Below are 12332 nucleotides of genomic sequence, written 5' to 3'. Positions count from 1 at the left end.
CCTTATTTATAAATATCGGGATGCCTTTCTCGGAGCCACGCCTTGCGAGCGGCCAACCTTTCCAGAAATGCCTGGTATTTATTTTGTACGTTCCGGATAAATTCGTCCTTCTCCGCCAAGCCTTCGTTCGGATTTTCGGGAAATATGCCGTAGCGTACGATGTTGCCGGTCAACTGTTTAATCATCGTCCGTTTTTCCTCATAGAATTCGATCCCTTCGGGGGATTTCAGCTTGCTTTCGCCGCTAGATGCCCGATAAGCCGCTTGCGCCAAAGGGTACATATCCGCAATGTCGTTCATTACACTTTCCGAGGTTGCGGTTTCCCCCTTCTGCAGACGCAAGTTGATTGCCGTCCAATTCTCATCCAATTGCTGCAGAGCGTCCAAGTAGGTGCGTACCCAATCTTTTTCAAAAACGCTTAGATTCCTTTGATAACCGTCGTTAGGATTCAAGGGAAACAGTTTTTTAGCCTGTACAAAATAATCGTACGCCTCATCCAACTGCCCTAACCGCATCGCTTCTTCTCCTTTGCGGACCAATGAATCCGCGGCGCGGATGACCTCCTCGGACCGTTTCTTTTTTTTCAAGGCCTCTGCATTATGCGGGTTTATTTCCAACGCTCTGTCGTACAAAGTTAAAGCGGAATCAAAAGCGCTTGCCGCAAGCTCGGCATCCCCCTCCTCAATTAGCGCCCGCTGCCTGTGGCCAAATGAATCCCACCGGTATTGCATATATACCGTCACTGCGATACCTGTTAAAGCGATGATTAAAACCAGCAGTTCCTTCAATATTTCGGCGATTTTCCTTAACATCCGGTAGAAACTCCTCTCCTTCTCCAGACTTAGCATCCGGTTCGTTCGCCCGGGCGCCGCCTTACGCCTTATATATAGAATATTTCGGCCGTTGCGGCGGAAATTTCACCACTTCCGTATTGACAGAAAAAATGGATGTTGCTATGATTTTTTCAGATCATTTGGTGATAATGATTATCATTATCTTTTTTGATTAGAAAATGTTGCTGTTGGATAAGAGGGAGGCTCATATGTACAAGAAAAAGAAGATATTTTCGATCACCGCGTGCGCTTTTGCGTTAACGATCCTATTAACCGCTTGCGGCGGCGCCAATCAGGCGGCCGGAAATACGAACGCCGCCGGGCAAAATACAGGTGGAAAAGCCGCTGCCGAGACCCGTACTTACGATACGGTCAAGGGACCGGTCGAAATTCCGGTGAAGCCGCAGCGGATCGTGACCGACTACTACGCCGGGGAGCTGTTGGCCGTGGGCGGCAACGTGGTGGGCGCCGAACCGGACGCCTTCAACAATCCGTTCCTCAAGGACCTGCTGGCGAATACCGAGGATGTCGGGGCAAACCCCGTCAATTTGGAAAAAACGCTCGAGCTTGCGCCCGATTTAATCGTGGTGATGTACGACAAAAATTACGATGAGCTGTCCAAAATCGCGCCGACGCTGTACCTTCCTTACGGTACGACCACGGACATCTACAACACCGTGGAAACGTTCGGCGACATCGTAGGCGAACCCGAGAAAGCCAAAGCTTTCCTGGCCGACTATGACCAAAAGGCCGCCGAAGGCCGGGAAAAGCTGAAAGGCGTCGTTAAAGAGGACGACACGTTTGGGATCTATGAGCTGACCAACAAAGGCGAGCTGTGGATTTTCGGGGACAACGCCGGGCGCGGAGGCCAAGCGCTGTATAACGCTCTGCAGCTCAAAGGGCCGGAAAAGTGGGATCCGAAGGAATCTACCTTCCAGCTGTCGCTGGAGGCGCTGCCGGAATATGCCGCCGATTACATGTTCCTGACGACTTATGACCCGGACAAAACCGGCGAAGCGCTGAACAACCTGAAAGCCTCCCCGGTTTGGAAAAACATCGACGCGATCAAAAACAACAAAGTCTTTTACAATGACTTCGACACGTTTTACCGCTACGACCCGATCGCCGTCAAGGAACAAATCGGCCTGTTCGTCGATATGATTATCGCCAGCAACCAAGGAAAATCGAGTAGGAGAGGGTGACTAACCCCCGTCCTCTCACACCACCGTACATGCGGGTCCGCATACGGCGGTTCCAAAAGGTTAACAAAGCTCCAGGTAACGAGAAAGCAAACTCTTCAGCCCTTTCACTTCCCAGTAGGAAGTCGGAAGGGCGTTATTTGTGTTTCGAGACATTTCCCATGCACCCCGGCGGGAGTTTGCCATAACATAGCAGGCCCATTCTGGGACTCCGAGTGCCCGAAGTTCACGAATTCGGGTGCGTACCCGCTTCCATTGTTTCCATAGGCACATTCGAAGTCTTCTTCGAATCCACTGGTCGAATCTTTCACAGTGGCTCTTCGCCGATGCGATTCGGAAATATCCAATCCATCCCATGAGGTAACGGTTCAGTCTAGATATACGTTCCTCCATGGAGACTGATTGGGTACGGTTTGTCAACTCCCGGATCTTCTCTTTAAATCGAGAGATTGTCTTGGGAGCCAATCGAATCGTCGCCTGTTTATTCGACAGGAAACTAAAGCCAAGAAACTTCCGGTTCCATGGCCTGTCCACTGCACTTTTGTCCCGATTCACTTTCAGTTTCAACTTTCCTTCCACAAATCGTGTGACCGATTCCATGACTCGTTCACCTGCTCGCCTGCTCGCTACAAAGATGTTGCAGTCGTCCGCGTAACGAACAAACCGCAGCCCCCTCTTTGTCAGTTCTTTATCCAAATCATCGAGTAAGATGTTTGCCAGAAGCGGACTTAGCGGACCGCCTTGCGGAGTTCCCTCGTCCGTCTTCTGGCAGATGCCACCTTCCATCATTCCGGCTTCCAAGTAGGCCCGAATCAGCTTCAAGACTCGCTTGTCTGTCACTCTCCTTGCCACTCTTGCCATGAGAATGTCGTGGTTCACCCGGTCAAAGAACTTTTCCAAATCCATATCTACGACCCATCGCAGACCGCTTTGGATATATCGCTGGGCTTGCTTCACGGCATCGTGTGCTCTCTTCCCCGGTCTAAAGCCGTAGCTGTACCAAGAGAAGGGGGCATCGAAAATCGGGTTCATCACTTGCAGAAGTGCTTGTTGGAGGAAGCGGTCCATCACGGTCGGGATACCGAGCAGCCTTACACCGCCTCCGGGTTTGGGGATTTTCACCCGTCTGACAGGTATCGGTCTGTACGTTCCCGTTAGGAGTTCATCTTTCACCGTTTCCCAGCGTGTGTTCAGGTAAGCCTGTAGCCCCGCTACCGTTACTCGGTCTACACCGGGGGCACCTCCGTTTTGTACCACTCGCTTATAGGCGAGCCTGAGGTTCTCCCCTTCGAGCATTCGCTCCAACAAGTCGTTACTTGCCTCGTGAGAGGAAGGATCGATTTGTGCCGATGAAGAACTCGGCGCTCCAACATACCCTGACGGCTTCACCGCTTCTCTTTGTTGGCAGCTCCCTTTTGGGATATTCGGCTGTCTTTGCTCTTCACGCGAACGCATCGGTTTCCTCTCTCCTTTCGGTTCGGCCCTTCCGCTTTCCGGCGTCCCGTACTTGCGTACTATGGCCTCTGCTGACTCCTGCGGGTTCAGCGCAGCCTCTCGGTTGCGGTTACGAAGTGACTTCGCATTTTTTTTTTCTCCCGCAGGCCTCCCCAGATAAGAACGTCATCTTTCCGCCCACGACCACTGGAGTTTACAGGAGTGATCCTTGGCGGCTTTGGATTTCGCTGTGTTATGGCAGCTCATCCGGTTCATCCTGCCTCAAATCCAGTTTGTGTACCTTGGCCCGTGCTTTTGCCTCCGGCTTCCTTCAGATTCCACCTCGCGATGGACACCCTTGCCCTTGGCTAGCGGTAGGCGCTCGCCAGCCCCCGCTCGGGACTTTCACCCTATAGATGACGCCCATGCTGGGCGTACATAAAAAGCGGGGGGACGCCCAAGTGGCCTTCCCCCGCTCCGCATTATGTCAAGTCCCACGTCTCAGCCCCGGGCAGCTTGGCGTCAGCGCTTTGCTCCCGGGGTTGCTGCCACCTCCATAGAAAGCCTGATTCCGCCACGGAATCCGTCTATTAGAATGCAACGCAACGCCGAGGATACCACCGTCATGAATTCTCCCTTGCCTTCGATCCTTCGACTTGCCTTCGGTCATCCGGCTGGCCTTGCGCTCAGCCAATCTCTCCCGGTCAGCCCGCTTTTCTCCCGTCCCCCGCCGCCGATAAAGACTTGGGGCTTTTGCGCTCGGGATTCGTGGTCTCTTTTCCGTACCTGATAAAAATCCACACCCCGCATAGGATCAGCGCCCCCGCCGAAAGCTGCAGCGCTGACAGGCTTTCCTTCAACAGCAGCCAGGCGAGCAGCGAAGCGAATACCGGTTCGCCGAGCACAGCCATCGATACGGCCGAGGCGCTGAGATATTTCATCAGCCAGTTGAACAGATAATGCCCAAACAAAGTGGGGACTATGGCGAGCAGCAAAAAAATCCCCCATTCCCGCGGAGCATATCCGGTAAACGGCAGCCCGCAGATGGCGTTATACACCGCCAGCGAAGTTGCCGCGACAGCAAACACCAGAAAATTGTAGACAAAAGCGCTGATATGCTTCAAGAGCTGCTTGCCGGCCAGCATGTGGATGGCGACGGCGATCGTCCCGAGCAGGGACAGCAAATCGCCGGCCGCCGCTTGCCCGGACAGCGAAAAATCCCCGGAACCGATGGCGATTGAACCGATGAGCGCCATGCCGATGCCGACCATCATCGCCTTGTTGATTTTTGCGCCAAACAGGAAAAAAGAACCGACCATGACCAGGATCGGCTCCAACGTCAAGATAACGGTAGAACTGGCGACGGTGGTCAACCGGAGCGACTGCATCCACAGCAAAAAATGCAGCCCCAGCATACAGCCGGAAAACAGCAGCTGCGCCCATTGCTTGGCGCTTAGCCGGAATATTTCCCCGCGGTATTTCCACAGCAACGGGAGCATCAGCAAATTGGTCAAATACAAGCGGTACATCGCAATCACCGACACGTCAACGCTTGACCAGCGGACAAAAATCGAAGAGAAAGAAATGGCGATGATTCCGATGATGTAGAGGATTTCGTATTTCGCCGACAATTTGGCATTCGAATTCATACTGGCAGTTCCCTGCTTCCATGATTAGTCTAAATCCGTTCATAATGCGAATCGCAAACCCCTATATTATAGCGAAACGGCGAAATATCCTCAATCAAATTTGGCAACGAAAAACGACGATATTCCGGTCCGGCTTTCCCCGGCAGACAGATCAGGGTACAATGAAATGGATTAGCTATCTCCCGTTTAAAAGGAGCCTTACATATGCCGATAACAAGAGAGTTGTTGACGGACGCCGACTTTCAGGAAGCCCTTGACCGGAAGCAGCGCGTCAGGGTTTTCCGGGACGACCATCTCGTCGAAAACAACACGCACATTATTCGCTTTACCGAAGAGACGATCATTACCCAATCCGGTGTCAGCGACATTACCTACCACCCGCGCCGGGATTGCCAGTTTTTCGAGATTCGCAAATAAAGGAGGTTATTCAAGATGAATCCGTCGCCTTTGATCCAACCGATCGTATCCAAACAGTGGGGCCTTGCCCGCATGTACGAACCCGACCTCGTCATTGTCGATTGCCGCTTTGAGCTCGGCCATCCGCAGGCGGGGCGCGAAGCTTACGCCGCCGCCCATATTCCCGGTGCCGTCTTTCTCGATCTCGAGGAAGATCTCTCGGCACCGGCAGGCGCGCACGGCGGGCGGCATCCGCTGCCTGCCCCGGAAGCGCTCGCGCAGCGGCTGGGCCGGGCGGGGATCGGCAATGCCTCCCGGGTCGTCGCGTACGACGACCAAGGGGGCTTGAACGCCGCCCGGTTGTGGTGGCTGCTGCGCTGGTTGGGCCATGACGAAGTCTACGTCATGGACGAGGGATTTGCCGCCTGGCAGGCCGGCGGCTACCCGGTCACCGATGAGCGGCGGACCGTCGTTCCCGCCGCCTTCGCCCCTACCCTCCGGCCGGACATGCTGGCCGGCGTGGAGGACGTTCGCCGGGCGCTCGGCGATCCCGGCACCGTGCTCGTCGACTCGCGCGCCGCCGACCGCTACGCCGGCCGCACCGAGCCGCTGGACGCCAAGGCCGGGCATATCCCCGGCGCGATCAACCGCTTCTGGAAGGAGCTGCTCGACGAGCGCGGAGCCTGGAAAAGCGGCGAACAGCTCAAAGATCAGCTCGCTCCGGTAACCGATGCGCTGGATGCCGGACGCGAGGTTATCGTGTACTGCGGCTCCGGCGTCAGCGCCTGCCCCAACGTGCTGGCCTTGCACAAGCTCGGCTATCCGCAGGTGAAGCTGTACGCGGGAAGCTGGAGCGATTGGATTAGCTATGAGGAGAATCCGATTGCGACGGGAGAAGAGGCTTAAGATTTTAAAAGGGAAGAAGCCCGCGTCTTCACACGGGCCTCTCCCCTTTTAAATTTGATCCATACGCCGGAGCCGTCTCAACGATACACCAGCCCGCCGTCCGTCAGAATGGCCTGGCCGGTAATATAGTCGGCATCGTCCGAGGCAAGGAAGGACACCAGATTGGCTACGTCCTCCGGTGTCTGGTAGCGTCCTAGGGCAATCGCGCTGGAGAACTTCTCGAAGGCTTCGCCCGGCTTCAGGTTGTCGTTGTATTTGACCATCTCTTCATCGATGCGATCCCACATCTTAGTTTTAGCAACACCGGGGCAGTACGCATTTACCGTAATCTGGTGCTTGGCCAATTCTTTGGCCGCCGCATGGGTGAAAGCCTTGACCGCATGCTTGGTCGCGGAATAGGTGCTCAGCATTTCGTAAGCTTCATGTCCGGCGATGCTGCAGGCGTTGATTACCTTGCCTTTGGATTGCTGTTTGATAAACTGTTCCGCTGCAGCCTGCGTTCCGAAAACGACGCCGTTTACATTGATCGAAAACAGCTTGTTCAACTGCTTCTCGTCGATTTCCAGAAACGGCGAAACCGCGTCAATCCCCGCATTGTTTACGAATACATCCAAACGTCCGAACCGCTCCACCGCCTTGCTTACCAGGTTGAACTGGTCCTCGCGCTTGGACACGTCTCCAGCGACGGCCAGAACTTCATAACCGTCTGCTTCGAATTCTTTCAGTGCGCTTTGCAACAGTTCTTCATTGATATCGTGGAGTACGATTTTGAAGCCATCCTTTGCCAGACGCCGTGCAATTCCTTTGCCCAAGCCGCCCGCCGATCCGGTTACGACTGCTACCTTCGACATGGTTACCCCTCCTTAAATAATGGATATCACCCTTTAATTGTAAATCTATTGTGAAAAAGGGGTCAAGACAATTATTATTAAAATGGCTGGTGTCATTGGAAGTGGCCTGCTACCGCTGCTCCGTCCATCGCTAAGGCTTGGAGACGGCGGCAGGTTGCCCGTCAAGCAGGGAAGTTCGCGGCCCGTCTTTCCCGCCATGCTCTCGCCAGGTATGCCCCAACGTAAAGAATTAGGAGGATTTGTATGAATATTGTGATTCGGGAACTCTCGACGGCAGATGAAGATGCCTGGCAAGATATCGACGACAGTTTTACCGTAGATTCCACCCTCAGCTTGTCCCTGACTGGCAGGCAAATCGATTTCACAGTGAACAAAATCCCCGGCTATACAAAAAGTTATTCGGATCCGCAATTTAAAGACGCGGAGGAAGAAAACTACTCGGACTACATCGGTAACCCCGATCAAATCGTGTATTTGGCTTGCTTGGATAATCAGGCAGTCGGCCGTCTCGTATTGAAACGGAACTGGAACAACTATGCTCTTATCGAAGACATAGCCGTAGACAAAAACTATAGAGGGTACGGAATCGGCCGCAAACTGATCGAACAGGCCAAGCGGTGGGCGCATAACGGCGGAATGCCCGGAATCATGCTGGAAACCCAGAGCAACAATGTGAAGGCATGCGAATTTTACCGGAGCTGCGGCTTTGTTATAGGCGGGTTTGATTTTCATCTATATCGGGGCATTCATAAAAACAGCGATGAAACTGCGATATTTTGGTATCTGATTTTTGAATGAACATGGACGGCCGGCACGTTTCCACGGTCTGACGCAGGCGCTCTGATTGGAAATATCCAATAGAATTGGAAAGCGCAAAACCCGCCTTCAGCAGCCAAGCTTGGGGTGGGTGCTTCCTTTCCTCCGGTCCGTTACCCCAGCCGTACTTTCGTTTTATGGCTAATGGCAACCATGCTTGCCTGGGGCTGAATTGAAACCCGGTTGGATATCAGGTACGGTGAGTAAGACCATTGGCAAGGATCATATTTTTGGACCGGTTCCCCGGTGGAGTAAGTTCTAAGCTGTACGACGGGGGAATCATAGATCCACAGCTCATCCAATTCTTCATTGACATAGATTCCGTCCACGTCTTGTATGCCCTGATCAAGCAGCACCTCCATCCCTTCCGAACCGCTCCGGGCTCTGACAATACGCGAAGAGGTATGATCGGCATATTGAGCGAAAATCACACGATCTTGCGAATCCAGGCAAAGCGCGCAGCATACGTGGTTCTGCAGCATCGGAATGTCTTCCGGACGTTTCCTTCGGCCTCGTCCAATCGAGCTGTGTCCCTTGTTCATTCATGGCCCGGATTTGCCGGATCATCTCCTCTTCATACGCCTTGGCCGATTCGTATGCCGGGTCAAGCAGCATCTTCCAGGTTTCCGCATCTGCGTAGTCCATCTCCGCGATTTCGGCGACCAAGGCATCCAACTCGGCACACGTGACCGGCAGATTCCGATTTGTTTGCGGCCTGCTTTGGCCCGACATCCATTTATTTGCTTTTTTGAAGATATCTCTCAAATGTTGCATTGAACCGGCGATATAGCTGCCCGCTCCCCACTCTCCCATGCCGTGCATTAAGTAAGAGACGGGATGTCCTGCTTCGCCGAGGTCGACAATAATCGGATCGCCGGTCAGCAGCGTATGGCCGATAACGATCCATTCCTCCTGCCAGGCTCCTTCCTCGTTTGAAATCAATGAACGGCCTGCCGGATCCACGCGGTAGCCTACCTGCTGGTTCTCCAATTCCTCAGGTGCAAAAATGGCAAAATCAAGCCATTCCTCGGATCAGTGACCTTTAGCACATTGAGCGCCGCCGCTGCAAAGTATACTGGCGATAGAATTCCGGCGGGTTATTCGGTTATAGATAACTACCATGTAAGCAGAGGCAAGAGCCCGCGTATGAACGCAGGCTCTTGCCTTCCCCCGGCCGGCTCGGCTTATCCCAACAACAACACCGACATTTAAAGCGAGAGCAGCTGTTCCAGGCCTTCTTTTAGCGGCGGTTGGGCTTTTCGGGCCGCTCCGGCCAGTTTTTTCACGCTCCCGAAGATCAGGATTGGCCAAATGTTGGGCGAAAAAGAACATGTCCTGCTCACCCGGCTGCACGGGCGGATCGGAGAGAATCTTGGTTTGGATAAACTGTTCCAGCGACTTTTGCAATTGGCTCCGTTTGGGCTCATTAAACAACTGGCGGTTCAGCGTTAGTTTCGATCTTTCCCGTTCAAACTCAAATACAATTTCAAACTTGTAATCAAAAAAACGGGAACCAAGCTCCTCCGAGCGGAACAGACCGTCTACAAGCCCGCACAAGGCAGGAAAAAACTCCTCGGTCAGCAGTTCGTCGCTCAACTCCGTAATATAAGCGCCCGCTTCAATTTTGTAGGAACTGTCGCTCCAGGAGAACGGCTCATAGACATCGATGTGAATTTCCCCCGCTTCCCGGGTATGCTTGCCTTTTCTCCAGGCTACTTGAAGGTAATCCATGATTCCTGCCTGCAGCCTGCTTTGATTGCTAGGTTCATTGATCCGCTTGCTTTCTTTGGCGTATATCGCGGTGACTTCTTTCCACACCTCATTCAAAAAAGCTTCCACAGCCTGGTTCATTGTCGGTCCTCCTGTTTCTCTGAAGCGATGACGATTACTCGCAAATCATACAGCTAGCTTTCTATCAATATACCCAATCATTCGTTTTAAGTGCATTTTGCAGCTATTTCAACGATAGGGCCAAGGGACAGGATCTGCTCTTTATTCCAGCCTCCCCCGGATCGGAGCGAACTTCGTTTCCACAAAGGATACATTGATTTCACTGCGGATTTCAATCCCCTGTTCAAAAAGCTCGACTTCGACGCTCAGCGCAAACGGCGTTTCAATCCGCCGAATCGTCAGGAGCAGCGTTTCCGCGTTTCGCCAGGTAAAAGAAGCGGCGACCCGTTCCTCCGGCCCGGACAGGGATGACCGCCCGATCCCCCATTCGCCCCGGCCCAATTCAAGGGCATGCTCCCCTTGCTTGTTTTTGAGCTGCAGGCTGGCCTTCTTTTCGTAAAAATCCATACGAAAGCTCGCCAGACCCAACTCGTTCTCTTCGAGGCTGTAGCTTTGCCCGTTCAGCCGGTTTTCGGCGTCCGGGCGGCATTCCATCCGCGGCGGTTCAAGACGAAGCTCCCGCAGCCGGCGCTCCAACTCCCCGGACGAACCGTCCGGGACGGCCGGGACCGGCCCAAAGGCGCCTAGCAAATGATCCCATACCCCGTTCAGCACGCCCTGAAGATCGTTTGTGCCCGCTGTCATCGCAATCACCGCGTCCCGCTCTGGCAAAACGATGCAGAATTGGCCGAACGCCCCGTCCCCCCGATATACGCCGTGACGGCAGCGCCAAAACTGATAGCCATACCCTTGCGCCCAGTCGCTGTCCCCGCCGTCCCCGTTGGAAATCTGTTTCGAGACCGCCGCTTCAATCCAGCTTTCTTCCACTAGCCGCCTGCCGTACCACAACCCTTTTTGCAAGTACAATTGGCCGAACTTGGCGATGTCCTCGGTCGTAATCTTCAAGCCATAGCCCCCGGTATGGATGCCGCGCGGACAGGTTTCCCAGGTTGGATGTTCAATGCCAAGCGGTTCAAACAACCGGGGCCGCAAAAACTCAAGCAGCGTTTGACCGGACGCCTGCTGCAAAATCGCCGACAACATATAAGTGGCACCGGTGTTGTACAAGAAAAACGTTCCGGGCTCATGCTCCACCGGCTGCTTTAAAAAAGCCTTGACCCAGTTGCCGTCCTCCGCTTCGTGCAGCGCTTCCGTCGTATCGGCGGCATGGCCCGTGCCCATCATCAGCAAATGACGGATTTGCATCGCGGCCAGATTGGGCGAAATCTCGTCAGGCAGATCATCCGGAAAAAAGGAGATCACCGGGTCGTCCAGCTTCAGCAGACCTTCCTGCACCGCCATGCCGATCGCGGTTGAGGTGAAGCTTTTGCTCAGTGAAAACAGCATATGAGGAAGCTCCGGGCGGTAGGGCTCCCACCAGCCTTCGGCCGCCACATGCCCGTGGCGCACCAGCATAAAGCTGTGCAGCTCAATTGATTGCGCTTCCATTTCATCCAGAAAATCGATGACATTGCGAGCCGAAATTCCCAGCTCCTCCAAACTTTTTCTCGGCAGTGTTTTCCCCAAGGTGTTCATGTTTCCATCTCCCCTATTTGGAAATTTTGGAACTTGAATCGAACTGATTCAATTATAGATAAAAAATGGCGGCTTATGTTACGATTAATTCATACTTTTTCATTTTATTATGGACCTGCACCGCTACTGTTGGATAAAGAAAACATAATACATAATCAGGAGATTAAACCATGCGCAAAAAAATTGTAGCTATCGATATGGACGATACGATCTGCCATCTCGTACCCAAAGCGATACACTATCATAATTTGCAGTACCCTGACCGGCCGCTGACCATGGAGAAGATGACCAGCTTTGACATGACGAAAATCTGGCATCCCGATTGCAATGAGGACATTTTTTTCGGACGGCCGGGTTTGTACGAGGAACTTGAAATTTTTGACGAGCATACGGTTGAAGAAGTGCGGAAAATCGCCTCCGAGCATGACGTGATTATCGTCACGGCCGCCAGGCCGTCCGCGGTTCCGGAAAAATGGAACTGGCTGCAGCGCCATATGCCCTTTATTCCGTATGAGAACTTTTTTATCGCCAGACGCAAATCCCTGGTCAATTTCGACCTGCTGATCGATGACGGACCGCATAATCTGCTCCCCGCCAAGGAAGCCGGCAAATTAACGATCGGCATTCCCCGCCCCTGGAATACGCCGATTCAGGACCTCTTCCTGATGAAGGATTCCTGGGATGGCATGAGCAAGCTGGTCAACCGCCTGCTGGCCGAAGGTTCTTGAAAATGACCTTTCGGCCTTGCTTCTTTTATATCGATTTCCTATTAAGCATATAACAATCAAATATTTCTCTTCTTCGGGTTTTGGCGGTATGCTG

General features: G+C 53.3%; 13 protein-coding genes. 5 read left to right on the top strand and 8 right to left on the bottom strand.

All coding sequences use genetic code 11. The features are described 5' to 3' along the window. Positions 1 to 2 precede the first annotated feature (2 nt). The gene (locus NYE74_RS28405; protein WP_341005374.1) at positions 3 to 812 is read right to left on the bottom strand and encodes a hypothetical protein; all 810 of its coding nucleotides are present in this window, start codon (positions 810 to 812) and stop codon (positions 3 to 5) included. A gap of 230 nt (positions 813 to 1042) precedes the next feature. On the opposite strand from NYE74_RS28405, the gene NYE74_RS28400 reads away from it, so the two are divergent. Further along, complete coding sequence (locus NYE74_RS28400) at positions 1043 to 2035, top strand: iron-hydroxamate ABC transporter substrate-binding protein (protein ID WP_341005373.1); 993 nt, start codon at positions 1043 to 1045, stop codon at positions 2033 to 2035. A gap of 60 nt (positions 2036 to 2095) precedes the next feature. Here NYE74_RS28400 and ltrA read toward each other — a convergent pair whose 3' ends face one another. Further along, entirely contained in the window at positions 2096 to 3487 is a 1392-nt protein-coding gene (gene ltrA / locus NYE74_RS28395; RefSeq protein WP_036621729.1) for a group II intron reverse transcriptase/maturase, read from the bottom strand. Positions 3488 to 4170: 683 nt separating this feature from the next. Beyond that, a complete protein-coding gene (locus NYE74_RS28390; RefSeq protein ID WP_036625918.1) occupies positions 4171 to 5115 on the bottom strand; it encodes a DMT family transporter in 945 nt (314 codons plus the stop codon). 204 nt (positions 5116 to 5319) lie between these two features. Between NYE74_RS28390 and NYE74_RS28385 the strand changes: the two genes are divergently transcribed. Continuing rightward, positions 5320 to 5532: a hypothetical protein gene (locus tag NYE74_RS28385; protein WP_036625920.1), complete on the top strand. Its 213-nt coding sequence runs from the start codon at positions 5320 to 5322 to the stop codon at positions 5530 to 5532. A 15-nt stretch (positions 5533 to 5547) separates the two neighbouring features. Next, the gene (locus NYE74_RS28380) at positions 5548 to 6417 is read left to right on the top strand and encodes a sulfurtransferase (RefSeq protein WP_155621525.1); all 870 of its coding nucleotides are present in this window, start codon (positions 5548 to 5550) and stop codon (positions 6415 to 6417) included. Between the two features lie 77 nt (positions 6418 to 6494). Here NYE74_RS28380 and NYE74_RS28375 read toward each other — a convergent pair whose 3' ends face one another. Continuing rightward, positions 6495 to 7268 (bottom strand): acetoin reductase, encoded by a 774-nt coding sequence (locus NYE74_RS28375; RefSeq protein ID WP_036625921.1) that lies wholly within the window; start codon positions 7266 to 7268, stop codon positions 6495 to 6497. Positions 7269 to 7511: 243 nt separating this feature from the next. Between NYE74_RS28375 and NYE74_RS28370 the strand changes: the two genes are divergently transcribed. Next, a complete protein-coding gene (locus NYE74_RS28370; RefSeq protein ID WP_036625922.1) occupies positions 7512 to 8066 on the top strand; it encodes a GNAT family N-acetyltransferase in 555 nt (184 codons plus the stop codon). A gap of 131 nt (positions 8067 to 8197) precedes the next feature. Here NYE74_RS28370 and NYE74_RS28365 read toward each other — a convergent pair whose 3' ends face one another. The 4 genes from NYE74_RS28365 to NYE74_RS28350 all read right to left on the bottom strand — a co-directional run bounded on the left by NYE74_RS28365 (position 8198) and on the right by NYE74_RS28350 (position 11510). Then, the gene (locus NYE74_RS28365) at positions 8198 to 8446 is read right to left on the bottom strand and encodes a hypothetical protein (RefSeq protein WP_036625923.1); all 249 of its coding nucleotides are present in this window, start codon (positions 8444 to 8446) and stop codon (positions 8198 to 8200) included. Next, complete coding sequence (locus tag NYE74_RS28360; RefSeq protein WP_124333574.1) at positions 8430 to 9026, bottom strand: hypothetical protein; 597 nt, start codon at positions 9024 to 9026, stop codon at positions 8430 to 8432. Before NYE74_RS28360 ends, NYE74_RS28365 begins: the two co-directional genes overlap by 17 nt. Before the next feature lie 90 nt (positions 9027 to 9116). Next, entirely contained in the window at positions 9117 to 9935 is an 819-nt protein-coding gene (locus NYE74_RS28355) for a DUF6138 family protein (RefSeq protein WP_221928476.1), read from the bottom strand. Between the two features lie 141 nt (positions 9936 to 10076). Continuing rightward, the gene (locus NYE74_RS28350) at positions 10077 to 11510 is read right to left on the bottom strand and encodes a serine hydrolase domain-containing protein (RefSeq protein ID WP_124333573.1); all 1434 of its coding nucleotides are present in this window, start codon (positions 11508 to 11510) and stop codon (positions 10077 to 10079) included. Positions 11511 to 11680: 170 nt separating this feature from the next. Here NYE74_RS28350 and NYE74_RS28345 point away from each other — a divergent pair, with 170 nt between their 5' ends. Further along, a complete protein-coding gene (locus NYE74_RS28345) occupies positions 11681 to 12238 on the top strand; it encodes a 5' nucleotidase, NT5C type (RefSeq protein WP_036625925.1) in 558 nt (185 codons plus the stop codon). Positions 12239 to 12332: the final 94 nt, after the last annotated feature.

Source organism: Paenibacillus sp. FSL P4-0127, assembly GCF_038007325.1.
Lineage (GTDB): Bacteria > Bacillota > Bacilli > Paenibacillales > Paenibacillaceae > Fontibacillus > Fontibacillus macerans.
Note: the sequence above shows the minus strand (reverse complement) of the source record. Positions and strands in the feature narration are given on the sequence as shown.

Coding starts and splice junctions, on each gene's coding strand:
- NYE74_RS28405 (WP_341005374.1), bottom strand. CDS start 812: ATGTTAAGGAAAATCGCCGAAATATTGAAGGAACTGCTGGTTTTAATC.
- NYE74_RS28400 (WP_341005373.1), top strand. CDS start 1,043: ATGTACAAGAAAAAGAAGATATTTTCGATCACCGCGTGCGCTTTTGCG.
- ltrA (WP_036621729.1), bottom strand. CDS start 3,487: ATGCGTTCGCGTGAAGAGCAAAGACAGCCGAATATCCCAAAAGGGAGC.
- NYE74_RS28390 (WP_036625918.1), bottom strand. CDS start 5,115: ATGAATTCGAATGCCAAATTGTCGGCGAAATACGAAATCCTCTACATC.
- NYE74_RS28385 (WP_036625920.1), top strand. CDS start 5,320: ATGCCGATAACAAGAGAGTTGTTGACGGACGCCGACTTTCAGGAAGCC.
- NYE74_RS28380 (WP_155621525.1), top strand. CDS start 5,548: ATGAATCCGTCGCCTTTGATCCAACCGATCGTATCCAAACAGTGGGGC.
- NYE74_RS28375 (WP_036625921.1), bottom strand. CDS start 7,268: ATGTCGAAGGTAGCAGTCGTAACCGGATCGGCGGGCGGCTTGGGCAAA.
- NYE74_RS28370 (WP_036625922.1), top strand. CDS start 7,512: ATGAATATTGTGATTCGGGAACTCTCGACGGCAGATGAAGATGCCTGG.
- NYE74_RS28365 (WP_036625923.1), bottom strand. CDS start 8,446: ATGGAGGTGCTGCTTGATCAGGGCATACAAGACGTGGACGGAATCTAT.
- NYE74_RS28355 (WP_221928476.1), bottom strand. CDS start 9,935: ATGAACCAGGCTGTGGAAGCTTTTTTGAATGAGGTGTGGAAAGAAGTC.
- NYE74_RS28350 (WP_124333573.1), bottom strand. CDS start 11,510: ATGAACACCTTGGGGAAAACACTGCCGAGAAAAAGTTTGGAGGAGCTG.
- NYE74_RS28345 (WP_036625925.1), top strand. CDS start 11,681: ATGCGCAAAAAAATTGTAGCTATCGATATGGACGATACGATCTGCCAT.